The following is a 25,331-nucleotide window of genomic DNA, read 5'->3' as shown; positions in this document are numbered from 1 at the left end:
CGGAATTAGCTGAAATTTCTGTGGATTTGTCTACAATTGGCGACTTTATCGCAAGACACACGGGTTCGCACAGCACTCATGCAAGACGACAACACCAAGCGTAAAGGCATTATCCTCGCAGGTGGCAGTGGCACACGCCTCTACCCACTGACCCGCGCCGTCAGTAAGCAATTGATGCCGGTCTATGACAAGCCGATGATTTATTACCCGCTAACGGTGCTGATGCTCGCCGGTATTCGCGACATCCTGATTATTACCACCCCGGAAGATTCTGCGCAATTCCAGCACCTACTGGGCGATGGCGCACAATGGGGGCTAAACATTGAATATGCGGTGCAGCCCTCTCCGGATGGTTTAGCCCAAGCCTTCATCATTGGTGAGCAATTCCTTGGCAACTCCCCCGCCACGCTGATTTTGGGTGACAACATCTACTACGGCGAAGGGTTATCCAGCCGTTTACAAAGCGTTGCCCAACAAACCTCTGGCGCTACGGTATTTGCTTACTACGTCAAAGACCCGGAACGCTATGGCGTCGCTGAATTCGATGCGTATGGCAAAGCCCTGAGTATCGAGGAAAAACCGGAAAAACCCCGTTCTAACTACGCGGTAACAGGTCTGTATTTCTACGATAATCAAATTGTGGATGTGGCGCGTGAAGTCCGCCCTTCCCCGCGTGGCGAACTGGAAATTACCACCGTCAACCAGATGTATCTGGAACGTGGGCAATTGCAGGTAGAAATGCTCAAACGCGGCACGGCGTGGCTGGATACGGGCACGCACGCTTCCTTGCTGGATGCTTCCAACTACATCCGCGTCATTGAAGAGCGCCAAGGGCTGAAAATCGCCTGCCCAGAAGAAGTCGCCTGGCGCATGGGTTATATCGGTGACGAACAATTGCTGACACTCGCGGAACCCTTGAAAAAAAGCGGTTACGGCCTGTACCTCACGGAATTACTGAAATGAAGATTATCCCCACCCATATCCCAGATGTGCTGATCCTCGAACCACAAGTATTCGGCGATGCACGCGGCTTTTTCATGGAAACTTGGAATGCCAAAACCTTTGCCGACGCAGGGCTAAACCTGAATTTCGTGCAAGACAACCACAGCCGTTCCCGCCAAGGCACCCTGCGCGGGATGCATTACCAAATCAAACACCCGCAAGGCAAACTGGTGCGCGTGACCAGCGGTAAAGTGTTCGATGTGGCAGTAGACTTGCGCCAATCCTCCCCAACCTTCGGGCAATGGGCAGGCGCGGAATTGTCAGATGAAAACCACCGCATGTTATGGGTTCCACCCGGTTTTGCGCACGGCTTCTACGTCATGAGCGAATCGGCAGATTTCCTCTACAAATGCACTGACCTTTACGCCCCCGAATACGACCGTAGCTTGCACTGGAATGACCCCAGCATTGGCATCGAATGGCCGCTGGTCAATGGCGCAGCACCCACCATTTCCGCCAAAGATGAAGCGGGCAAAAACTGGCAAGAGGCGGACAAATTCGCATGAAAATACTCTTAACTGGCGCAAACGGGCAACTGGGTTCAGAACTGCAAGCCACCTGCCCCACCGCTATTACCCTGATCCCGACTGACTACCACACGCTGGATATTACCCAGCCACAACAAATCGCTGCCGCACTGGCGCAACATCAGCCGGATGTCATCATCAATGCCGCCGCCTATACCGCCGTGGACAAGGCCGAAAGTGACGTGGAACGGGCTTACGCCATCAACCACTTGGCTGCCGAAACCTTGGCGCGTGAAAGTGCCCAACGCGGAATTTACCTGCTACAGGTTTCCACCGATTTCGTGTTTGATGGGCTGCAATCCACCCCGTACTTACCGGAAGCCAACGCCAAACCACTCGGCGTCTATGGTGCAAGCAAACTGGCGGGCGAACAGGCCGTACAAGCCCTGTGCCCCAGTGCTGCCATTGTGCGTACTTCCTGGTTGTATTCGGCTTACGGCAATAATTTCGTCAAAACCATGCTGCGCCTGATGGCAGAACGCGATTCCCTCGGCGTGGTCGCCGACCAGATCGGCACACCGACATGGACAGGCACACTGGCGAGTGCCCTTTGGTCATTCGTCGCCCAACAACCGCAAGGCATCTTCCACTGCGCCGATAACGGCGTGGCAAGCTGGTACGATTTCGCCGTGGCCATTCAGGAAGAAGCATTAGCACTTGGGTTACTGAGCAAGGCCATCCCCATCAAGCCGCTGCGTAGCGACGAATACCCGACACCAGCGCGTCGCCCGGCCTTCAGCGTCATGGACAGACGCGCAACTGAACAGCAACTGGGCTACACTTTACCGCATTGGCGGGTTAGCCTGCGCCAGATGCTTACTGAATTGAAACAACAAAGCGTAACAGCATGACAACGACATATACCCCCCACAAGCTGCTCGTCACGGGCGGTGCTGGCTTTATCGGCACAAACTTCGTCCACTACTGGTTGCAACAGTACCCTGATACCCGGCTGGTAGTATTGGATGCGCTCACCTACGCAGGCCGTTACGAAAACCTGCAACCGCTGGAAGGCCAAGCCAATTTCCGTTTTGTGCACGGCGACATCCTCGACCAGCCCTTGGTGGAGCAATTGCTACGGGAAGAAAACATCGACACCATCGTGCATTTCGCGGCCGAATCACACGTTGATCGCTCGATTTACGGCCCAGATGCTTTCCTGAAAACCAATATCGACGGCACACACAGTTTGCTGAAAGCGGCGAAAACCGTCTGGCTGGATGAGAAGCCGGGGTTTGTACACCGTTTCCACCATGTTTCCACCGATGAAGTGTATGGCACGCTGTCAGCGACTGACCCGGCTTTCACCGAAACCACGCCGTATGCACCCAATTCACCGTATGCGGCGAGCAAAGCGGCCTCTGACCATGTGGTACGGGCGTATCAGCACACTTACGGTTTGCAGACCACCACCAGCAATTGTTCCAACAATTACGGCCCGTATCAGTACCCGGAAAAACTGATCCCGTTGGCGATTTCCAAGCTGCTGCAAGGCCAACCCGTGCCGATTTATGGCGATGGGCAGCAAATCCGCGACTGGCTGTACGTGGATGATCATAACCGGGGCATCGACCTGATTATCCGCAGCGGACGCATTGGCGAAACCTACAATATCGGTGGCAATAACGAGCAAGCCAACCTGAGCCTGATCCACGAACTGTGCGCCCTGCTGGATGCGCGGTTCCCGGATTCGCCACAAGTGCCACACAATCAGCACATCATCTACGTGGCTGACCGACCGGGGCATGACCGCCGTTATGCCATCGACAACCGCAAGATTTGCAGCGAGTTGGGCTACGAACCGGCTGAAACTTTCCAGTCAGGCTTGGCGAAAACGCTGGACTGGTATCTGGCGCACCCGGCTTTCTGGCAGGATGGCACGATCAAGCTATTCGGTACTCACGAGGGCAATGCCTGATGCAGTGCCGTATCTGTGGTAGTGAAGGCGAACACCGCAGCTATGTCGCCAAAGAAATGATGCTGGGGCTGCGGGATGAGCACCACTACTTCCAGTGCGCGGATTGTGATTGCCTGCAAATCGAAAAGATTCCTGCCAATATCACTGATTATTACCCGGAAAACTATTATTCCTACAGCGATGCCAGCAAGGCAGGCAACCCCTTAAAGCAAACCATGACGCGGTTGCGCGATACGTATGAAGTGACTGGCACCAACCTGCTGGGGCGTGTCATGCACCTCTTGATGCCTAATGCCAAACTGGCGACTTTACGCCCGGTCAAGCTGGCGCGGGATGCTCGCATTCTCGACGTAGGCTGTGGTGCAGGCCACTTGTTGCACTCCCTGCGTGAACTAGGCTTTCAGAACCTGCTCGGTATCGACCCTTTCAATCAGGCAGACATTGCTTACCCGAATGGCCTGCGCATCGAGAAACGCGATATTTTCAGCGAACAGGGGCAGTGGGATCTGGTGATGTTTCACCATTCCTTTGAGCACTTGCCTAACCAGCGTACCAATCTGGGGCAGGCGTTCAATATCCTGAAACCGGGCGGGGTCGCGCTGGTGCGTATTCCTACCGTGTCATCTTATGTGTGGCAGGAATACGGGGTGAATTGGGTGCAACTGGATGCGCCGCGCCATTTGTACCTGCACTCGGTCAAGAGTATGCAAGCGCTGGCGGAACAGGCCGGTTTCATTACCGAACAAGTGGTGTATGACTCTAACGCCCTGCAATTTTGGGGCAGCAAGCAGTATGAGGAGGATATTCCGCTGCGTGACCCGCGTTCGTGGGTGGAGTCGCCGGAAAATTCTTTGTTTACTGCTAAACAGATACATGAATTCGAGCAGCGGGCGCGGGAATTGAATGCGATCAATCAGGGGGATCAGGCAGCATTTTATTTGAGGAAACCTGCGTGAGTGATACGCCTAAGCTACCCAAGTTACTCGCGATTTCGTCGCCGGGTGGACATTGGATTCAGTTAACCCGGCTGAGTGCGGAATTGGAAGCGCGTTACCAAGTGGTTTACGCCATGCCTGCCGCCCTGTTCACTGAGCGTAGCCGAAGTGAACGCAAGGTGTATTCGGTGATGGATGTGAGTGCCGATGATAAATGGCGCTTAATTCCCTGTGCCTTGCAGGTGCTGTACATCCTTTTGAAGGAACGTCCCAAAGCCGTCCTCTCAACGGGCGCGGCACCGGGCGCGGTGGCAATCTGGCTGGGCAGTTTTCTGGGTATCCGCACCATTTGGGTGGATAGCATCGCTAATGTGAAACAGATTTCCCGCGCGGGCAAACTCGCCAAAAAACGCGCTGACGTTTTCCTGACGCAATGGGAACATTTGAGCAATGATCAAGACATCCTCTTCAAAGGGGCTGTGCTGTGATTTTCGTTGCTGTCGGCACACAGTTTGCGTTTGACCGCCTGATCCGCTACGTGGATGAATGGGCAACACAACACGCAGTCGCGGGCATTGCCCAGATAGCGGGTGGTGAATATTTGCCGCAACACCTGCAATGGGAACGCTTCATGACCACGGCAATCTTTAACCAGCATTTGCAGGCGGCTGAACTGATCATTTCGCACGCGGGTATGGGTAATATCATTACGGCGCTGGAAAGCCGTAAACCCATCATTGTCATGAACCGCCAACACGCGCTGGGCGAACACCGCAACGACCACCAACTCGACGGTTTGGACTGGATGGGCAAACTGCCGGGCGTGTATACCGCCACCACCCAAGCCGAACTGGTGGCGTTGCTGGAACGGCGGCATGAATTGCAGGCTGCACCCTTGGCGGCAGATTCCCGACGGCAAGCGCTAGTGGATTTTATTGATCAAGCCATCCGCACATGAATCTAAAAAACCCGTCCCTGCTACTCACCAGCGTATTGTCGACCATCGCCCGATTTGCGGGTGTCGGTTTGAATTTCGCCGTGGCTATCGTGTTGACCCGCACTTTGTCGATGGCTGAAGCAGGCATGGTGTTTATGCTGATGACGCTGGTCACGGGCGTTTCCCTGTTCAGCCGTTTAGGTGTGGAGCAATGGCTGGTGCGCGATGTGGCGCGGATTCAGGACACTGAAACTGGGCAGCAAGGCGTACATCTGCGCGATGCCTACCGCATGGTGTTGATCAGCAGTGGTATTTTCATGCTGGGTTGGTTGCTACTTGCACCGCTATCACGGCATTGGCTGTTTGATGATGCTATTCAGATGCTGCCGTTGATGCTGGCGGGTAGTGGCATTTTATTCTTCAATTTGGTGATGTTGAATTCGTCATTCCTGAAAGCGATCCGCCATACTTCTGAATCGATTCTGGTGCAGAACTCACTGCCTGCGGTGGCTTATATGCTGCTGATTGTGCTGTTTTGGTGGGGATTCCGGGAAAACCAGCATTATTTACTGCTGTATGTGGCTTCGCTGGTACTGGCGGGGTTGGCTTCGTTTTACTGGGTGCGCCCGTGGTGGCGAAGCTTGCACCCGGCAGCGGCAACACAGTTCAGCATTAAACAGGTGTTGCAACAGTCCTTGCCACTTGCGCCGGTGTCGTTCTTTTCGTTTTTGATGTTGTGGGCGGATACCTTGCTCACGGGCTTGCTGCTATCGAATGAGCATGTGGCCTTGTTTACAGTGGCGGCACGCTTGTCGTTTGTCAGCCTGTTTTTTCTGGGGGCGCTGGATGCCACTATTTACCCGCGTTTGCTACGCATTCACCAGCATCAGCCGGAACAATTGAGGCGGTTTTTTTGGCAAGCAACTGGGCTGGTGACAGGTATTCTGGGTGGTGTCACCCTGTTACTGTTATTGCTGGGTGATACCTTGCTGGCAGTTTTCAAACCGGAATACGTGCAGGCTGGAGCAACGCTGGCGATTCTGTTGGTGGCGCAATGGGTGCGGGCAATGAGCCTGACCTTTTCCTTCCTATTCATTATTCAGAAACAGGTGCGTTATTTGAATATCATGCTGGGGGCTGCGTTAGTGGTGAACATTATGGCCAATCTGGTGTTGATTCCACTCTACGGTACCGAGGGAGCCGCTGGCGCAACACTCATCGCCAATCTGGTATTGACGGGTGGCGTGATGCTGCTTTTCTTCAAAAAGCGCCTGCTGGATACGCATGAAGGGCTAGAATAGGACGTATCATGCTAAGAATTATTGCCTTCCTGTTTATTGTGTCGATGTTTATCCCGCTGGAATTTTACGTCATGCTGGGGTCAGTGCGGATTGAAGCCTATCGGGTGGTGTTGGCGCTGGCTTTGCTGTATGCCCTATTCAATTTCCGGCAAGCCTTACAGCAAGCGGATGTCGTCGATGTGTTATTGATGGCGCTAACGGGCTTGGTGTTTGCGAGTTTCTGGCATAATCACGGTCTTCAGAAGGCTATCGAATCGACCGGCATTTTCGCTATCGAAACCCTTGGGGCGTTTTATCTGGCGCGGTTATTTATTACCACGCCCCAGCGTTTTTACTGGGTAAACCAGACCTTTATTACTGTGCTGGCTTTACTGACTGTGGTGACATTTTATGAAGCCTTTACCCAACACCGTATCCTGCATGAAATCGCGGAAAAGATAACCGGACATCAGGCGCTAGACCCGCGTTTATACACACATTATTACATCCGTAATGGCATCATGCGGGCTACCAGCCTGTTCGCCCACCCTATTTTGTATGGCACATTGATGGCCTTGTTTTTCCCGTTCGCTATCCTGTTGGTCTTGCGTTACCGTACCACCGGGCATGTGCTGAAACTGGGCGGGGTAACAGCTTCGATGATCCTGACCCTATCATCCGCGCCGTTGCTGGCGATTATTTTTCAGGGCTTTACTGCGATTTTGGTGAAGTTCTGGCAAAACGCCCGACAATTCTGGTTGTCGATGTTCTTTGGTGGCCTCGCGACAGCTTTGCTGATTGAAGCGTTTTCCAACCGGGGATTTTTCGGCATCCTGATTTCTTACCTGACCTTTAACCCGAATACTGGCTACTTCCGCATTTTGCAGTGGGAATACACTGCGGATGATATTCGCGATAACCTGATTATGGGAATTGCCCACCACGACTGGACGCGCCCCTACTGGATGGAGTGGATGGGTAACAGTATCGACAGTTTCTGGCTATTACTGATCCTGCAACACGGTGTGTTTGCTTTGATCCTGTTACTGCTGGCTTGCTTGTATACGGTTTTTAATACCTTGAACCTTGCGTATCGGCATGGCGACCAACACCGCTGGATGGTAGCTGCGTGGATCATGTCGTTCATGTCGCTGATTTTGATTGGTTTTACCGTGGATTATTTCGGTAAGTTACAACCACTCTTTTTCTTCATGCTGGGCGCTATCGGCTGGGCAAAATACTATCCTTTATGGAACCGTCAGGCAGAAGAATTGGCAATGGCGGCGCACTCCGTCGATACTGACACACCTGCAAACAGTGACAACGGCAATAAAACATGAGATTACGTTTCGTCAACCAAAGAGTGTTCATGTGGCTGGTCGGATTCCGCGACGGCCTGTTATGGCTGCGCACTTGGTATTTCCGCACGGTGTACGGCATGAATATCGCGCCGGATGTGCGCATTTCCTTCAAGGCACGCCTGGACAAAACCAACCCGCGTTGTGTTGAAATTGGTGAGAAAACTTACATTGCGTTTGATGCCATCATTCTGGCGCATGACTACGCTACCCGGCGGCATGGTGGACAATTCGATCAAAAAACACACATTGGTGCTAACTGCTTTATCGGTTGTGGTGCTATCATTTTGCCCGGCGTCAGTATCGGTGATCAAGTGATTGTGGGTGCAGGTAGTGTCGTCACTAAAGACGTGCCCGCGCAGTCGATTGTGGCGGGAAATCCGGCAAAAGTGGTGCGATCCGGCATCCAGACCATTGCTTACGGGAGACTGGCTTGAATATGACAACGCCGGAAGTCAGCATCATTCTGGTTTCCTACAACACGTCCAGCTATATTCGGCGGGCGCTGGAATCCTTGTTCCGCGAAACCCAATTGACTTCAATCGAGGTCATTGTGGTGGATAATGCGTCCAACGATGACTCGGTTGCCATGATTCGCCAGTTTTTCCCGCAGGTGACACTGATCGAATCCGGGGCAAATCTGGGGTTTGCCGGTGGCGTACAACTAGGTGCGAAACAGGCAGCAGGCAAATACTTACTGCTGCTTAACCCCGATACGGTCATCATTAATGCGGCTGTTGACCGTTTGCTGCATTTCGCTAAACTCCAACCGGCTAACGGTATCTGGAGCGGTGTCACCCTCAACAATGACATGAGCCTGAATACCCAACATGCTTGGAGTAAACCCACGCTTCATGACCTGCTTTACAGTGCCTTGGGTTTGAGCAAATTGTTCAGCAAAACCTGTGTGTTCAATAACGCCAATTACGGCTGCTGGAAGCGGGATACCGTCAAGGAAGTCGATATTGTGTCCGGCTGCTTTTTCCTGACCACCCGCGAACTGTGGGATAAGCTGGGCGGGCTGGACGCCAGCTTTTTCATGTATGCCGAAGAAGCGGATTATTGCCTACGCGCCAAAGCACTGGGGTATCAACCCATTGTCACCCCGGATGCCCGTATCATTCATCACGGTGGTGTCAGTCATAGCCATTTTTCCGGCAAGCAAATCAAATTATTGAAAGGCAAGGTAGAGCTGGTCAACCGCCACGTAACGGCGTGGCAACGCCCTGCTTACAAAGCCTTGCTGTACTTGTATGTGCTGAACAAATTTGCCCTGCACACCTTGTTCAAACCCCGTTCCGCGCAACGCCGTGAATGGCAAATCATTTTCGCGCAACGTGCTGACTGGTTGCAGGGGTATCGTTAATGGCCAGCGTGATTGTGCCCGCACACAATGAGGCGAGCGTCATCCGCCGCTGTCTGGATAGCCTGAACGGACAAGCCGGGTTAGATACCCTGATCGTTGCTTGCAATGGCTGTACCGACAACACGGCTGAGATTGTGCGCAAGGAATACCCCAATGCCATCTGTTTGGATATTGTCACCCCATCCAAAGTCAATGCATTAAATGAAGCAGAAAAGTGGGTAACGACGTGGCCTGTCTTTTATATTGATGCTGATACACGCCTGTCAGCTAATGCTATTCAGACCATCACGCAAGCCTTGGAGAACAATCCGAACCTGTTGCTGGCAGCCCCCGAACCCGTTATTGATACCTCCCAATCATCTTGGTTGGTACGGCAGTATTACCGGACATGGTTGCAACTGCCTTACATCCGCGATGGCGTGGTAGCAACCTGTAGTTACGTGATCACCCAAACAGGGCGGGAACGCTTTACGGAATTTCCAGCCATTATTAACGACGATGGCTTTGTACGATGCCAGTTTGAACGTCAGGAACGCGGCAATATCAGCGGCGCAGAAATATTCATTACCGCACCACAAGACCTGTATTCCCTGATTAAAATCAAGACTCGCGCACGTCTTGGCAATATGCAACTAGCCGCTGCAAAACTCTGCACCAAAGCGGACAAAAAACCTTATTCCAGTATTCTGCTCAACCAACTGATGAGCCGAGAAATTGTACCGACGCTGATCTACTTGTCCATTGCAAGTTTCATCCGCTGGCGAGCTACGCGGCAGTACCGCAACCTGCGAACCTATACGTGGGAAAAAGACCAGTCATCACGCTGACAATTGCTACTTCAGGATTATACCGAATGCACAACACAAACCACCGCTTGTATTTTTTTTACGACAAAACTAACAAAGATACGCTATATTAAGGTTAGTTTCAGGTAGACTGAGTGTCTCAAATCTATCTGAAAATGATAAATAACTGTTGGTATAACAAATGGATAATAGCCCAAGTCCATTTATTACCTTACTTGTCGCCCAGAGAACGGCGTGTTGTTTCCATGCATCACACTCCCTTAGCCCGCTAAGACGACAAGTTTATTTGATTGACAATAAACTCCATGGTGGTTTCTGGTGCAGCCATCGTCAGAGGATAACGGTTGAATGGAAAATTTGAAGGTGGACAACAAAATCAGTGCCGAACTGATCTACCGTAGCGCAGATACGCTCATTATTTTGGGCATCCTGATTCTTGCATCCATGCACTCCAGTGACTACAACATTCAAGGTTACTTGATTGTTGGGTTGGGTGCGTCCCTTTTATTTGGCTTGGTAGGCCGTTTCACAGATATTTACACGTCATGGAGCGGGCGTCCGTTTTTTCGCGATGAAGTCATTCGTATCCTTGTGACTTGGTTAGTGACATTTTTGTTCCTCATTTTTATCATTTTTGCTGTAAAAACCTCTGAAGAGTATTCACGCTTCGTCTTGATTAGCTGGTTGTTCAGCACCCCCCTGTTACTGATATCAAGCCGCTATGCCTTGCGTAGCCTGCAAGCCTCCCTCAAACGCATCGGCATCAATAACCATAACATTGCCATTGCGGGCATCACTGAACAAGGGCTGCGTTTTGCTGAAATGATCAATAGCCAACCTGACTCAGGGTTCCAAATTGCTGGCTTTTACAGCCTTGACGAAGAGATCAATACCATTGAACTACCCCGGCAATACGCCCATATTGGTAATGCCCAAGCCATGATGGAAGCCGCCCGCAGCGGTGAATGGGACCAAATCTACCTTGCGCCTACTTCTGGGCAGTCAGAAGCATCGATGCGCCTGATCAACGAGCTGGCTGACACCATCACGCCTATACGCTTGATTCCTGACAACTTCACCAATTCACTCCTGCATAGTCGCTACATGGAAATTGCGGAAACACCTATTTTACGTATTTACGATGCTCCCCTGTCGACCCAGCGTGCCGTTATCAAACGCATTGAAGATATCTTTCTGGGCATCTTGCTGTTGTTACTGGTAGCACCGTTAATGCTGGGCATTGCCATCGCTATCAAGCTAACCTCACGTGGCCCCATTCTCTTCAAGCAAACTCGCCACGGCCTGCGGGGTGAAAAATTTCAGGTACTGAAATTCCGCACCATGACCGTGTGTGAAAATGGTGGCAACATCAAACAGGCTACCCGTAACGATTGCCGCATTACTCCTGTAGGCGCCTTCCTGCGTAAAAGCTCACTGGATGAACTGCCCCAGTTTTTCAATGTCCTGCAAGGCCACATGTCGATTGTTGGCCCACGCCCACACGCTGTTTCCCACAATGAAGAATACCGTCAACTGATCCCCGGCTATATGCGCCGTCACCTAATGAAACCCGGTATCACCGGTTGGGCACAAGTGAATGGCTGGCGCGGTGAAACCGATACCCTGTTCAAAATGGAAAAGCGGGTGGAACTGGACATGGAATACATCCGTAGCTGGAGTCTGGCTCTGGATCTCAGGATCATTCTGGTCACCGCGTTCAAAACCTTCCACGACAAAAATGCTTACTAAGGCAATGGCAAGCCTGTGAGAATCGAGCAGCTTACTTTTACCCGCTATATTGCCGCGTTAACGGTTGTTTTTTTCCACTACGGGGCAACAGTCTTCCCTGCCAACTTGCCGTGGCTCAACCCGATCATGGCCGCAGGCCCGATTGCCGTCAGTTACTTTTACGTGCTGTCCGGTTTCATCATGGCGATTGCTTATTACCGCGCTGGGGAACAACAACAACGCCCCTTCGATACCCGGCGTTACTGGTGGGCGCGGGTAGCACGCATTTACCCGGTTTACCTGTTAGCACTGTTGCTGATGATCCTCGCCAAATACCACAGCGCGGGTAGCGAACCATTTACCGTTGCCCTCAGCTTGAGCATGTTACAGGCGTGGATACCCGGTTATCCCCTCACCCTAAATGCACCCGGCTGGTCACTGTCGGTCGAAGCCTTTTTTTACCTGTGCTTCCCGCTGCTCATCCTGCTGGTAAAACGTCACCACCTGACACACCTCAGTATTGCCGCCGCTGGTTTATGGGTCGTGACACAAACAGGGCATACGCTGCTGCTCAATTCCGAGTATTACACCCCGCGTGGCCTGCTGCACGATATGATTTATTACAATCCCTTAATGCATCTCAATACTTTCCTCATCGGGTTTATCGCAGGGGCATGGTTGCAGGAAGGCAAACTGCAACGCCTGGCTAGCCCAAATTTGAATACGCTGGCTTTGCTAAGCGTTTCGCTGCTAGCAATGGCATTATTGGTAGTGCGCCAGCCCCTGATGACGCACAGTGGCATCCAGTTTGACTACACCAATGGTCTGATTGCCCCCTTGTTTCTGCTGTTCATCGTCTTATTGGCGCTGAATACTGGGAAAATCAGCGCCTTGTTGCAGCATCCGTGGCTGGTGCTGCTCGGTGAGGCCAGTTTTTCATTGTATATCCTGCAAAAACCCTTGCATGGCATCTATGAAAAGCTGATGCCCGCCAGCATAGACCCGGCAGGTATGCTGCATTTCTACCTATTTGTCATCTTATTGACCCTAAGCGCCGTGTTTTCCTATTGGTTTTTTGAAACACCACTACGACGCTTCATCAACAACTTTGTTAACCGCGCCCCATAAGAGTTGCTACAATCGGGCGCTAAACTTTAATCTGGCCTACAGACTATTCATACCATGCAAAACGACAAACAGAATAATAGCCATCCGGCTCAGCGCAGCCCCGCTTATGTAGCTGACTCACTGAAAGTGGCAGATGCACTCGATTTACGCGGATTCGGACGCACCCTGTTCCGGCGCAGGCGTATGATTTTGTTGGTCACCGGTATCATTCTGCTACTGGCACTGCTCATCACCTTGTTTAGCAAACCCGTCTACCGTGCCACCGCTACTCTGCAAATTGAACGTGAATCGACCAATGTGGTTGGCATAGATTTCCTAGGTGCTGGCGATATCCGCGACACCCGCGACTTTTACCAAACCCAGTTCGAGTTGATACGCAGTCGGGCATTGGCAACACGGGTCATCAATGAGCTAAAACTGGAACAAAAACTTTCCAGCACATCCCTACTAGGTCAGCTCAAAGCATGGTTCAGCAGCGCCGATGAAGATAGTCGGCAAACCGCCCTCGAAGACTTGCTGCTGGAAAACCTCACCGTCGAACCTGTCAAAAATTCTCGTCTGGTTGCGGTCAGTTACACTTCATCCACCCCCGAACAAGCGGCTGAAATTGCCAATGCAGTCGTCGGCACATTCAAAGACATGAATACCGACCGACGTCTGTCAGCCACCACGGATGCACAGGCCTACCTGAATAAAACCGTGCAGGAGACCAAAACCCGTCTGGATGAATCCGAACAACGCCTAAACCAGTATGCCCGCGACCACGAAATTTTCCAGCTTGATGGCCAAGACTCCACCACTTCCTCACTCGCACTCAAACAGCTATCCGAAGAACTCATCAAAGTCCAGAAGCAACGCATTGAGCAGGAAAGTAAGTACGAAATTCTCACCGATACAAAACGCCCGCTAAAAGACCGTACCGGAGTACTGGAAAAGGACGCTCCCTACCTACAAGCTTTGGGGCAAAAGCTTGACAACCTCAAAGCCCAGCAAGAAAAGCAAGCGAGCGCCACCATCACTGCACAAATCAAAAAGCTCGAAAATGATATTGAAATCGAGGTATCCGCCAAACGTGACTCACTGAAAGGTGAATTCGAAACCGCCAAACGCAATGAATCTCTGATCCGTGAAGGCATTGCCAAAGCTAAAACCGAGGCCATGCAAGAGCAGGATACTGCCATTGCCCACAGCACCCTCAAGCGGGAAGTTGCCACCAACCAGGAACTCTACCAAAACCTCCAGCAACGCTTGAAAGAGGTCAATATTGCCGGTGGTGTGGCTGCTAACAACATCGCCATCATCGACCCGGCACAAATCCCGCTCAAAAAATTCAAACCCAAACTTTCCACCAACCTGTTGTTTGGTACTTTGCTGGGCTTACTTTTGGGTGTATCGGCAGCATTCATGCGCGAATTTCTGGACGATACCGTCAAGGATATCAATGAACTGGAGCGCAGCACCCGGTTGCCTGTCCTCGGGGTCATGGCAGACACCGCAGATGCGACTGCCAGCCAATTAGCCACGATCACCATCAGTAAACCGCGCTCTGCCATTGCCGAAGCCTTCCGCTCGCTGCGTACCGCCTTGCGTTTCCTGCATGAGGATGGCAATACCCCGGTTATTTTCGTCACCAGTGCCAGCCCCAATGAAGGTAAAACCACCACAGCCAGCAACCTTGCCTGTGCTTATGCCTCGGCTGGTAATCGAGTATTGCTGATAGATGCGGATTTGCGTAATCCCTCATTGCATAAAACGCTGGGTATCCACGCGCCTAACGGTTTGGCCAATTACCTGTCAGGGGCAATGGGTAGCCGTGAACTGATCCAGAACACTGACATTTCCAACCTGTACCTGCTTCCGGCCGGTAATCTGCCGGATGACCCTGCCGAACTGCTGTCATCACCCCACATGCAAGCCTTGCTGGAAGGTGCCAGACGTGACTTTGACCAGATTATCCTTGATGGCCCACCCGTGCTGGGTCTAGCGGACGCATTGATACTGGCCTCGCTGTCTTCTGCCACCCTGTTAACGGTACGCGCGGAACATACTCGCATGGTCATGCTGGAAAATGCCCTAACCCGCTTACGGCGCTCACAAGCACCACTGGCAGGTATTTTGCTCAACCGAGTAGACCTGAATAACGGGTATGGCGATGATTACGGCGGCTATGTGTATCAAGCTGAAACCCACACAAGCCAGCCCAGCACGGCGAGCAAACTCATCGCCGCACTGAAAAAACTGTAATTACCACTGGGCACAGGTAACATGGCACGATTAGATCGTATTTGAATCATTAGGAGCACCATCAGTGTCAATCGCACTCGCTTTACACGTTTTAGCTATCGTCATCTGGGTTGGCGGCATGTTCTTCGCCTACACCGTTTTACGCCCTGTTGCTGCTAGCGTTCTGGAACCACCACAGCGCCTGACCGTGTGGGCGGGTGTCTTCGGGCGTTTTTTCCCGTGGGTATGGGCTTCCATTATTATTGTTCTGGCATCAGGTTACTGGATGCTGCTGGGACCTTTCGGTGGTTTTGCCAATGCGCCGGTTTTTGTCCACATCATGAACGGGCTGGGACTTATCATGATGCTGATTTTCATGCACGTTTATTTCGCCCCGTACCAAAAGTTGCGCAAAGCAGTGGCTGACCAGCGCTGGCCTGATGGCGGCAAAGCACTGGCACAAATCCGGGTATTGGTGGGTATTAACACGCTCATCGGCCTCATCACCATTGTGATCGCTGCGGGCGGCAAGTACGTCCTGTGAGTGAAGTATTGCGTTTACGGGATGTCGGGGCGGAATCACTTACCGCCCTGCTCTCACGTTACGGCCTGCAACTGGAAAGCGTACCGGAACAAACCCCCATACCCGGCAGCTACTGGCATGAAGACGAAGCAGGCATTATCGGCTTGAGCGTATTTGTGCGGCAGGACACGCCGCTGCATTCCATCTTGCATGAAAGTTGCCACATCATCTGTATGGATCAAGAACGCCGCGCCGTCTTGCACACAGATGCTTGCGGCGAATACAGCGAAGAAGATGCGGTTTGTTACCTGCAAATTTTACTGGCAGATTTCGTCGAAGGATTTGGACACGAACGGGCATGGCAAGATATGAATGCTTGGGGTTACACCTTCCGGCTCGGCTCGGCGCAACGCTGGTTTGAGGAAGATGCGGAAGATGCACGCGCATGGCTGGTACAACACGGTTTGCTCACCCCGAACGGGGAAATCAGCTTCCAGTTACGTCAGGTATAACATTCGACAGCGCCCAGAATACCGCCATCAACAAAGGCTGGTGTAACAAGTAGACAGCAAGGCTGTGTTTGCCTAGCCACAACAAACCCCGCACAACAGGCAAACGCGGTAACGGACGTTGGCACACCAAACAATCCTCTACATAACGCCCGACAGAAACCCCCAGCAACAAAATCCCAAACCACGGTAACAACGGCGCATAATCTTTCGTATCTGCCACCACGTCTCCCAAGCCTACCCATTGCCAACCCGCTGCATTGAAAAAAGGGTCGGTAAACCACCAAGGCAACGCCAAAAACCAGACACCCAGCAGTACATTCCACCCTCCAAGGCGCAAGAATGGCACAGCCAACAAACTGGCAAGCACCATAAAATGCAGGATGCCGAAAAATATCCAGCTCGTGGGAAATAGCCAATAACTGCCCGCACTCACCAACGCAGCACTGGCAAGCAACAGCGCCTCACGCTGCCAAAAACGTGGCCATTTCAGACCCTTGCGGTTGGCCAATGCCAGACTTACCCCGGCAATACCCACAAACAGGGTCATGATGACTTTCTGGAAGGCAGGCCAGAAATCACTGTGCAATAAATCGAGTTGGAGAATATTGAAATGGTTCAGGTCATACGCACTATGGAAGACCATCATCAGTAGAACAGCCAAGCCACGCAGGGCATCAGGCCAATCAAGGCGGGAAACCTTCCCCCCCATGGGAGAGGAAGGCTTTGAAAGCAACAAGCGAAGCTTAGTTCTTAGACTTGTCCACGATCTTTTGGATCCAAGGCATCATGGAACGCAGTTGGCCGCCCGTGACTTCGATCGGGTGTGCCGCATTGTTACGACGGTAAGCCGTCATGGATGGGTAGTTGGAAGCACCTTCCAGAATGAAGTTCTTCGCGTATTCACCGTTCTGAATATCTTTCAGGGCTTGGCGCATCGCCGCACGGGACTGCTCGTTGATAACTTTAGGACCAGTCACGTACTCGCCATACTCCGCATTGTTGGAGATGGAGTAGTTCATGTTGGCAATGCCGCCTTCGTACATCAGGTCAACGATCAGCTTCAGCTCGTGCAAGCACTCGAAGTATGCCATTTCTGGTGCATAACCCGCTTCAGTCAGGGTTTCAAAGCCCATTTTGACCAGCTCAACCGCACCACCACACAGAACAGCCTGTTCGCCGAACAGGTCGGTTTCGGTTTCGTCCTTGAACGTGGTTTCGATGATACCCGTGCGACCACCACCGATAGCAGACGCATAAGACAACGCTACCGCTTTAGCATTGCCGGAGGCATCTTGCTGGATAGCGATCAGGTCAGGGATACCGCCGCCTTTGACAAACTCGGAACGTACTGTGTGACCCGGTGCTTTGGGTGCAACCATGATCACGTCCAAGTCAGCGCGTGGCACAACCTGGTTGTAATGAATCGCAAAACCGTGAGCAAACGCCAGCGTTGCACCTTGCTTCAGGTTTGGCTGGATTTCATCACGGTACAACTGGCTTTGGAACTCATCCGGGGTCAGGATCATGATCACATCAGCCGCTGCTACTGCTTCAGCAACAGGTGCGACTTTCAGGCCAGCATTCTGTGCCTTGGCAACAGAAGGAGAATTGCTACGCAGACCAACCGTAACGTCCACGCCAGAATCTTTCAGGTTGCAAGCATGGGCGTGACCCTGTGAACCGTAACCAATGATGGCTACTTTCTTGCCGCGAATGATGGAAAGATCAGCGTCTTTATCGTAATAAATGTTCAGTGCCATAAAGCCTTTTACCTTAAAGTCCAAAATATCATAGTCAATTAAACGTGCAGGGATGCTTCACCGCGTGCGATGCCCATACTGCCGGAACGTACCACTTCAATAATGCGGTACTCTTTTAATGCATTCACAAACGCATCCAGTTTGCTGCGTTCGCCAGTCAATTCAATGGTGTAGGTCTTGTCGCTCACATCAACGATGTTGCCACGGAAAATGTCAGACAGACGTTTGACCGCTTCACAGGCCGCGCTTTTATCAACACCGACTTTGACTAACATCATTTCGCGCTCAATGTGCGAATACTGGGCGAGGTCCATAACCTTCACCACGTCAATCAACTTATTGAGTTGTTTGACGATCTGCTCCACGATTTCTTCACTGCCGCGCGTCACCAGCGTCAGGCGTGAAAGGGTTGCATCATCCGTGGGTGCAACCGTCAAGGACTCAATATTGTAGCCACGTGCCGAGAATAACCCGGCTACACGCGACAACGCACCCGCTTCATTCTCCATCAGGATGGAAATTACATGCCGCATTTTGTCACCTATACCAGAATCATTTCATTTTGGCCTGCACCGGCAGGGATCATCGGGAATACGTTATTTTCCCGCTCGGTGATGAAGTCCATAAAGACCAAACGGTCTTTCATGGCCAAGGCTTCTTTCAGTGCACCTTCAACATCACCCGGCTTGTCGATACGCATACCAACGTGACCATAAGCTTCCGCCAACTTGACGAAATCAGGCAGGGCTTCCATGTAGGACATGGCGTAACGCTTCTGGTAGAAGAATTCCTGCCACTGACGCACCATCCCGAGGTAGCCATTGTTCAAGGAAATGACCTTGATCGGCATGTGATACTGCAAGCACGTTGCCAGTTCCTGAATACACATCTGGATACTGCCATCGCCCGTGATACACGCCACGGTTTCTTCCGGGAATGCCATTTGCACGCCCATTGCCGCTGGCAAACCAAAGCCCATCGTGCCCAAGCCACCGGAGTTAATCCAACGGTTCGGCTGGCTGAACTTGTAGTATTGCGCCGCCCACATCTGGTGCTGACCAACGTCAGAGGTGATGTAAGCGTCACCGTTAGTGGCTTCCCACAACTTTTCGACTACAAATTGCGCTTTGATCGCTGCATTCATATCCTGATTATATTTCAGGCAATCCATACCTTGCCATTCCGCAATTTGCTTCCACCAATCCGCGAGTGCAGCAGCATCGGGGCGCTCAGTGCGAGCACGAAGTTCTTCCAGCATATCCAGAATGACGCTTTTAACATCACCAACAATAGGCACGTCTACCTTGACGTTCTTGGAAATCGAGGCAGGATCAATGTCCACATGGATGATCTTGGCATAAGGGCAGAACTTTTCGATATTACCAGTCACACGGTCATCGAAACGTGAGCCAATCGCAATGACTAAATCCGAATGGTGCATCGCGTTATTGGCTTCATACGTACCGTGCATCCCCAACATACCAACGAACTGCTTATCCATTGACGGATAACCGCCCAAACCCATCAAGGTATTGGTGATAGGAAAACCCAATTCCTTGGTCAGTTCAGTCAATTGATGTGCCGCCCCTGACAACACCACGCCACCACCGGTATACAGTATTGGGCGCTTCGATTCCAACATCAGGTCAATGGCGCGACGTACTTGACGCTTGTTACCCTTGACCGTCGGGTTGTAGGAACGCATGGTAATTTCAGCGGGGTAATGGAACTCGCAACGCGCTGTAGTGATGTCCTTGGGAATATCCACCAGAACCGGGCCAGGACGACCTGTGCTAGCGATATAGAAGGCTTTCTTGATGGTCATGGCTAATTCATTGACATCAGTCACCAAGAAGTTGTGTTTGACGCACGGGCGAGTAATGCCCACGATGTCTACTTCCTGAAAAGCATCATTCCCAATCAGATGACGTGGTACTTGCCCGGTGAAAACCACCAGTGGCACAGAATCCATGTACGCATCTGCAATACCTGTCACTGCATTGGTCGCACCGGGACCCGATGTTACCAGCGCCACACCAGGCTTATTGGTTGCTTTGGCATAACCTTCGGCTGCGTGTACAGCCCCTTGCTCATGTCTTACCAGAATATGGTTGATGTTATCTTGCTGCTTGTACAGTTCATCGTACAAAAACAAGACAGCTCCACCAGGGTAACCGAAGATGGTATCAACACCTTCTTCCTTAAGACACTCGACGAATATCTCGGCACCAGTCAGTTCCACAGTAAACTCCGTAAATCGCTAATGGCGAAGGAAAAGACTCGCATCATAATACGAATGCATGAGGGATTACACCCCAAAAAGCGTGCGAGTATTGATTTTTTCAGAACGAAAACAGGGGATACAAAAAAGCCACGTTAGGTAACGTGGCTTTTTATATTTGGTGGCTACACCTAGATTCGAACTAGGGACCCCATCATTATGAGTGATGTGCTCTAACCAGCTGAGCTATGTAGCCATAGAGGCGCGAATATTAACGACAGCAGAACGGACTGTCAATACCCTTTAGGAAAAATAACCATCATTTCAGAAAATAGCCATCAGTTTCAGTCCTAATACAAAAACCAAAGCAGCAGCTATCCCCGCCAGGACCCCTTTGATGAAGATACTTTGCGCACCCGCAGCATACTTGACCACACTTTTATCAAGTTTGTCGATTTGGCGATCGCGCTGGGCAATAATCAGATCCCGTTGGTGCAGCGCTTCATCACGGTTTTGCAACTGCTGACCATTCTCCTTCAGGGTATTCTCCAAATGCTGGAGACGTAAGGTCAATTCCTGCAAGCGTTCATCACGACGACGAATATGGGCTTCCTTGGCAATAATCGTCTGATCTCGATCATGCAAGCTAGCATCACGCTTATTGAGCTGATCATCTCGCGCATTAAGATGAGCATCGCGCTGTGCAATCGTCTCATGGCGCTCATGCAGGCTGGCATCGCGTTTCGCCACTTCCGTATCACGTAAGTGAATCTGCTGATCCCGCTCTTGCAACGCCTCTTCTTTACGCTGAAGATGCAAATCACGCTGTTCAAGCTGGGCATCACGCTCTGCTACTGTCGCATCACGCTCAGCAATGGTTTCTTCACGCTCGGAAAGAAATTCATCACGATCCTGTACCGTCTGGTCACGGAGCTGCAACTGCACATCACGCTCGGCAATGCTTTGGTCGCGCAGGTGAACTTCTAGTTGAAGGTTACGCACCTGATCATCGCGAGCAGCAATTTCAGTATCACGCACTTGCAGGCTAGTATCTCGCTCGGTGATAAATTCACCCAGCGTTTGAATCTGCTGGTCACGTTCATTCAGTGAGGTATCGCGTTGCAGAAGACTCTGATCACGCTCAGTGAGTTGGAAATCACGCTCACGCACCGTATCGTCACGCTGCTGGATAGCCGCATTGCGCTCAGTCAGCAACGAGTCACGTGCATGAATAGTTTCATCGCGTTCCTGCATCTGCCCATTCAGCTGGGAAATATGCCCGTCGCGCTGCTTGATGCCATGGTCACGCTCGCCGATGGTGACATCGCGACTTTGCAACTGGGTATCGCGTAATTGCAACTGCTTATCACGCTCACGCAGTTGTAAGTCTTGCCCACTAATACGGGTATCACGGTCGCGCAAGGACATGTCGCGTTCCTTGATACGACGGTCACGCTCAGTGATCTGTACATCGCGTTCTTCCACCGTACGGTCGCGGCTGGAAAGACGGGTATCACGGTCGCGCAAATCTTCGTCAGCCTTATTGATACGTTCATCACGCATCGACAATTGACGGTCACGGTCAGTTAACTGGGTATCTCGTTCCTGCAAGTGGTCTTCGAGTTCACGAATGGTTTGCAGAAAATCCAGCCCCTGCTGGTCACGGCTACGGATAGCTTCTTCGCGCAAACGTAACTCGGCATCACGTTCACCGATAGTGCGGTCACGTTCGCTGAGTTCGCGGTCGCGTTGGCTCAGGGTAAGATCGCGCTTTTCCACTTGCTGTTGCTGAACACCAATACGCTGGTCCCGCTCCTGCAATAAGCTGGCTTTTTCCTTGAGTAATAGCTCACGTGCCTGAATTTGCTGGTCACGCTCGGCAATCGTTCGGTCACGAGATTGCAGATGCTGGTTAGCAAGATCGATGTGTCCATCACGCGCCACAAGCTGGCGGTCACGCTCTAGCACGTGATTATCACGCTCACTCAAGTGCTTATCACGCTCCTTGAGCATTTTTTCCTGCTCTAGCGTCTGGCGAGTGCGTTCCTGTAACAGTGTTTCACGATCCACCAACTGCTGGTCTTTCTTGATGATACTGTCATCACGGCTCTGCAGCAGCTTGTCTTTGCTTTGGATAGCCTGATCAATACGCGACAAAGAACGGTCTTTATCTTCCAGACTACGGTCGCGCATCTGGATTTGCAGCTCTTTTTCCTGCAACAATTTTTCGTAGTGGGCGAGGTTTTGCTCCAGACTACTCAGGCGTGATTCACGATCTTCCAGCATGGTATCACGCTGTTGAACAGCGCGATCACGGGCAATAATACTTTCATCCCGAGTCCGTAAAATCTTTTCCTTATCTTGCAATAACTGATTGTGCTGAATCAGCAATTTTTCTTTTTCACCCAGTAACAGCGCCAAAGTTTCCATGCGCTTGTCACGCTCATCAATACGGGCATCACGTACCCGAATATGACCATCCTTTTCCAGCAACAAACCTGACATTTGCTGCAAACGCCCGTCACTCTCCACCAAACGCAGCGCCAATTCATCCACACTGGTTTTCAACGCCTGCTTATCATTGAGGGTTAAATAAACGTTTGAATCCAGTTTTTTGAAAATGTCGAGATCCTTTTCTTCAAATTTCATCATTGATTCCTGAACACTACTAGCCTGAAACACGCGGAAAAAATCCCTGTTCAGTATGCAAACCCATTGGGAAATGCCTTGGATTCTGGCATAAATTATAATGTTTCGCCACGTTACTTTTCAGTGTAACGGTTCCACAAGTGCTGATGCTCAATACGCCATTTCCTAATAGACAAGCTTTCACCCATCTCAGGAAAATCCAAACGCAATTCCCCATTATCCACAGTGTCCAGCAATTTTATGTCACGGGCCGCGTAACGCTGTATCACATCAGCGTGTGGATGATGATACCGATTCCGATAACCACTAGTCACAACACCTAACGTTGGCGCGACCGCTTGAATAAACGCAGGGCTTGAAGACGTTTTGCTTCCGTGATGCGGCAAAACCAAAACCTCAGCCTGCAAATCAACCGCTTGCTTGAGTAACCAACTTTCCGCAATGCGCTCAATATCAGCCGTCAATAAAACACTATGGTAGTGATTTGTTATTTTTAAAACGCAAGAACGGTTGTTATTCTTTTGATCAAGAAAATCCACGGCCGGGTGTAGCACACTAAATTTCACCCCATCCCACTGCCATGACTGGCCTGCCTCACATAAATCAACTTGATGATCTGGCAATGTATCAGCACTACTAACCAACACCTGACCCACCGGCATCGCTGCCAATAACGCCCCCGCACCACCACTATGGTCATTATCCGCATGGGAAACCACCAAGGTATCAATGTTTCCCACACCCTGCCCCCGCAGCCACGGCAGCACCACTAATGCCCCAGTATCAAAACTATCTGACGCCTTAGCGCCAGTATCAAACACCAAGGTATGGTTCGCGGTTTGCACCACGCTTGCCAACCCCTGCCCCACATCCAGCACACTCACACGAAACGCCCCCGCATCCAGTTTTAGTGGCTGGTACAACACCAGCGGCAACATCAACAACGCCCCCAACCAACGCCCCGGCATTCCGCGTGGCAACCACAGCAACACAAATCCAAGCCCCGCCAACAACAGCCACGGTAACGGAATCAATGGCATGTAAACGGTTGACAGCGACCACGAAGCCAACCAATCCAACACCCACATCAGCCCTTGCAACAGGATCGCCGCGCCCCACCACACCCACGCAGCTCCAGCAGCCCACAACCCCACCAACGCCATACCCAGCAGCACCAACGGCGTTACCACAAACGTTACCACTGGAATCGCAATTAAATTAGCCAGTGGTGAACTCAGCGACACCATACCGAAAAAGCCTGCCGCCAGCGGAATCGTACCCAATGACAACACCAACTGCATCCACAGCACCGCCGATTTACCCACCTTACGCTGGCGCATTCCCAGAAAAGCCAACAAAGCCACCGTCACAAACGACAACCAAAAACCCACCGACAAACCCGCCAACGGATCGAGCAACAACACCAACAGCAAAGCCACACTCATGGTGACACTGAACGGCACTTGCCGCCGCCACACCAAGCCTACCAACACCACTAACAACATGATCAGCGTGCGCTGGGTCGGAATATTAAACCCTGCCAACAAAGAATAGCCGGTTGCCAACACCCCACCCGACACCCCCGCAGCGACCCGCAACGGCAGCCACAAATACAACATTGGAAACAAGCGCCAGATACCCCACACCGGCAAAATCCCCAAACTGGCCACCATCGTAATGTGCAAGCCCGAAATCGCCAGCAAATGAATCGTACCCGTGTTACGCAATACCCCCCACTGCTGCTGCGAAATCCCCTCGGTATACGCAATCGCCAACCCCTGCACCAGCCCAGTCATGGGCGAACCTTGCAAAGCTGTTGCGATCTTTTCCTGCAAATGCTGACGCCAGCTATCCGGTTCCCACCACGGTGCTGCTGCCACGCGCTGATTATTATCAGACTTACGCACATAGCCACTACCGCCAATGCGTTGCGTAAACAACCATTGCTCATAATCAAAGCCATTGGGATTCATGAAACCATTCGGACGCTTGCCGCGTACCAGCAACTGCCAACGTTCACCAGCACGGACATCGGGCGTATTATCCTCATACCAAGCCACCCGCAAACGTCCGGTGTATTCCGGCACAGCGACATCCAATAAAAAATGCAACCCATCGGCACTGCGTTCCGGCACATCCACCACCGTACCCGTCAACAGCTTGTCTTCGCCTTCCCACGCGGTGGGCAGCCACGCATTCCGCACATCACTGGCAACCCACAGCGCATAGCTCGCCCCCAGCAACACGCCAATAAGCACCGGCGTACCCATCCAACGCCGTAGGGGCGTATGCAATACGCCCATTAGCACCAATGTAGCCACCGCACCTCCAAAGCCTCCCCAAAACAGTGAATCCATCACCGGCAGGCGCGGCAATGCCAACAGCACAAGCGTGCCGATAAAAAAACTCACTGAAAAGGTGCGCATGTTTCATAAACCATGGATAATGAATGACCTTA

The 25,331-nt window shown here is 51.7% G+C and carries 23 protein-coding genes and 1 tRNA gene; 17 read left to right on the top strand and 7 right to left on the bottom strand.

The window, feature by feature from the left end; all coding sequences use genetic code 11:
- Positions 1 to 78 precede the first annotated feature (78 nt).
- The 17 genes from rfbA to Q394_RS0102420 all read left to right on the top strand — a co-directional run bounded on the left by rfbA (position 79) and on the right by Q394_RS0102420 (position 16,243).
- A complete protein-coding gene (gene rfbA / locus Q394_RS0102500) occupies positions 79 to 963 on the top strand; it encodes a glucose-1-phosphate thymidylyltransferase RfbA (protein WP_028487883.1) in 885 nt (294 codons plus the stop codon).
- Complete coding sequence (gene rfbC, locus Q394_RS0102495) at positions 960 to 1,508, top strand: dTDP-4-dehydrorhamnose 3,5-epimerase (protein WP_028487882.1); 549 nt, start codon at positions 960 to 962, stop codon at positions 1,506 to 1,508. The genes rfbA and rfbC overlap by 4 nt, the downstream gene beginning before the upstream one ends.
- On the top strand, positions 1,505 to 2,380 hold the full coding sequence (gene rfbD, locus Q394_RS0102490) for a dTDP-4-dehydrorhamnose reductase (RefSeq protein ID WP_028487881.1): 876 nt from the start codon (positions 1,505 to 1,507) through the stop codon (positions 2,378 to 2,380). Before rfbC ends, rfbD begins: the two co-directional genes overlap by 4 nt.
- Positions 2,377 to 3,447, top strand: coding sequence for a dTDP-glucose 4,6-dehydratase (rfbB, locus tag Q394_RS0102485; RefSeq protein WP_028487880.1), 1,071 nt, complete (start codon positions 2,377 to 2,379; stop codon positions 3,445 to 3,447). The genes rfbD and rfbB overlap by 4 nt, the downstream gene beginning before the upstream one ends.
- A complete protein-coding gene (locus tag Q394_RS0102480) occupies positions 3,447 to 4,403 on the top strand; it encodes a class I SAM-dependent methyltransferase (RefSeq protein WP_028487879.1) in 957 nt (318 codons plus the stop codon). Before rfbB ends, Q394_RS0102480 begins: the two co-directional genes overlap by 1 nt.
- Positions 4,400 to 4,870, top strand: a complete 471-nt coding sequence (locus tag Q394_RS0102475) for a glycosyltransferase family protein (RefSeq protein ID WP_028487878.1) — start codon at positions 4,400 to 4,402, stop codon at positions 4,868 to 4,870. The genes Q394_RS0102480 and Q394_RS0102475 overlap by 4 nt, the downstream gene beginning before the upstream one ends.
- Positions 4,867 to 5,340, top strand: a complete 474-nt coding sequence (locus tag Q394_RS0102470) for a glycosyltransferase (protein WP_028487877.1) — start codon at positions 4,867 to 4,869, stop codon at positions 5,338 to 5,340. The genes Q394_RS0102475 and Q394_RS0102470 overlap by 4 nt, the downstream gene beginning before the upstream one ends.
- The gene (locus tag Q394_RS0102465; protein ID WP_028487876.1) at positions 5,337 to 6,620 is read left to right on the top strand and encodes an oligosaccharide flippase family protein; all 1,284 of its coding nucleotides are present in this window, start codon (positions 5,337 to 5,339) and stop codon (positions 6,618 to 6,620) included. The genes Q394_RS0102470 and Q394_RS0102465 overlap by 4 nt, the downstream gene beginning before the upstream one ends.
- Before the next feature lie 8 nt (positions 6,621 to 6,628).
- Entirely contained in the window at positions 6,629 to 7,939 is a 1,311-nt protein-coding gene (locus tag Q394_RS0102460) for a hypothetical protein (RefSeq protein WP_028487875.1), read from the top strand.
- Positions 7,936 to 8,394, top strand: coding sequence for a DapH/DapD/GlmU-related protein (locus Q394_RS0102455; RefSeq protein ID WP_051542646.1), 459 nt, complete (start codon positions 7,936 to 7,938; stop codon positions 8,392 to 8,394). Before Q394_RS0102460 ends, Q394_RS0102455 begins: the two co-directional genes overlap by 4 nt.
- A gap of 2 nt (positions 8,395 to 8,396) precedes the next feature.
- On the top strand, positions 8,397 to 9,323 hold the full coding sequence (locus tag Q394_RS0102450; protein ID WP_038140179.1) for a glycosyltransferase family 2 protein: 927 nt from the start codon (positions 8,397 to 8,399) through the stop codon (positions 9,321 to 9,323).
- Entirely contained in the window at positions 9,323 to 10,150 is an 828-nt protein-coding gene (locus tag Q394_RS0102445) for a glycosyltransferase (RefSeq protein WP_028487872.1), read from the top strand. Before Q394_RS0102450 ends, Q394_RS0102445 begins: the two co-directional genes overlap by 1 nt.
- A gap of 327 nt (positions 10,151 to 10,477) precedes the next feature.
- The gene (locus Q394_RS0102440; protein ID WP_028487871.1) at positions 10,478 to 11,878 is read left to right on the top strand and encodes an undecaprenyl-phosphate glucose phosphotransferase; all 1,401 of its coding nucleotides are present in this window, start codon (positions 10,478 to 10,480) and stop codon (positions 11,876 to 11,878) included.
- Between the two features lie 15 nt (positions 11,879 to 11,893).
- The gene (locus Q394_RS21230; protein ID WP_051542644.1) at positions 11,894 to 12,985 is read left to right on the top strand and encodes an acyltransferase family protein; all 1,092 of its coding nucleotides are present in this window, start codon (positions 11,894 to 11,896) and stop codon (positions 12,983 to 12,985) included.
- 54 nt (positions 12,986 to 13,039) lie between these two features.
- Positions 13,040 to 15,229 carry a GumC family protein gene (locus tag Q394_RS0102430; protein ID WP_028487870.1) on the top strand — a complete coding sequence of 730 codons (2,190 nt, stop codon included), beginning with the start codon at positions 13,040 to 13,042 and terminating at the stop codon, positions 15,227 to 15,229.
- Positions 15,230 to 15,293: 64 nt separating this feature from the next.
- A complete protein-coding gene (locus tag Q394_RS0102425) occupies positions 15,294 to 15,752 on the top strand; it encodes a CopD family protein (RefSeq protein WP_028487869.1) in 459 nt (152 codons plus the stop codon).
- Positions 15,749 to 16,243 carry a hypothetical protein gene (locus tag Q394_RS0102420; protein WP_038140176.1) on the top strand — a complete coding sequence of 165 codons (495 nt, stop codon included), beginning with the start codon at positions 15,749 to 15,751 and terminating at the stop codon, positions 16,241 to 16,243. Before Q394_RS0102425 ends, Q394_RS0102420 begins: the two co-directional genes overlap by 4 nt.
- Here the strand turns inward: Q394_RS0102420 and Q394_RS18850 are convergent.
- The 7 genes from Q394_RS18850 to Q394_RS0102385 form a co-directional block, all read right to left on the bottom strand.
- Complete coding sequence (locus Q394_RS18850) at positions 16,218 to 16,952, bottom strand: heparan-alpha-glucosaminide N-acetyltransferase (protein WP_051542642.1); 735 nt, start codon at positions 16,950 to 16,952, stop codon at positions 16,218 to 16,220. The genes Q394_RS0102420 and Q394_RS18850 overlap by 26 nt on opposite strands.
- Positions 16,953 to 16,986: 34 nt before the next feature.
- Positions 16,987 to 17,997, bottom strand: coding sequence for a ketol-acid reductoisomerase (gene ilvC / locus Q394_RS0102410; RefSeq protein WP_028487867.1), 1,011 nt, complete (start codon positions 17,995 to 17,997; stop codon positions 16,987 to 16,989).
- A 44-nt stretch (positions 17,998 to 18,041) separates the two neighbouring features.
- Positions 18,042 to 18,536: an acetolactate synthase small subunit gene (gene ilvN / locus Q394_RS0102405; protein ID WP_028487866.1), complete on the bottom strand. Its 495-nt coding sequence runs from the start codon at positions 18,534 to 18,536 to the stop codon at positions 18,042 to 18,044.
- Between the two features lie 8 nt (positions 18,537 to 18,544).
- Positions 18,545 to 20,245 (bottom strand): biosynthetic-type acetolactate synthase large subunit, encoded by a 1,701-nt coding sequence (ilvB, locus tag Q394_RS0102400; RefSeq protein ID WP_028487865.1) that lies wholly within the window; start codon positions 20,243 to 20,245, stop codon positions 18,545 to 18,547.
- A gap of 158 nt (positions 20,246 to 20,403) precedes the next feature.
- Positions 20,404 to 20,480: transfer RNA gene (locus Q394_RS0102395), tRNA-Met, on the bottom strand.
- Between the two features lie 68 nt (positions 20,481 to 20,548).
- Positions 20,549 to 22,876: a coiled-coil domain-containing protein gene (locus tag Q394_RS0102390; protein ID WP_245606717.1), complete on the bottom strand. Its 2,328-nt coding sequence runs from the start codon at positions 22,874 to 22,876 to the stop codon at positions 20,549 to 20,551.
- 110 nt (positions 22,877 to 22,986) lie between these two features.
- Positions 22,987 to 25,299, bottom strand: a complete 2,313-nt coding sequence (locus Q394_RS0102385) for a DNA internalization-related competence protein ComEC/Rec2 (RefSeq protein ID WP_028487863.1) — start codon at positions 25,297 to 25,299, stop codon at positions 22,987 to 22,989.
- Between the last annotated feature and the right edge of the window lie 32 nt (positions 25,300 to 25,331).

Source organism: Thiothrix lacustris DSM 21227 (genome assembly GCF_000621325.1).
In the GTDB taxonomy this organism is placed as follows: Bacteria; Pseudomonadota; Gammaproteobacteria; order Thiotrichales; family Thiotrichaceae; genus Thiothrix; species Thiothrix lacustris.
The sequence above is the reverse complement of the archived record's forward strand: the minus strand, read 5'-3'. Positions and strand labels throughout refer to the sequence as shown.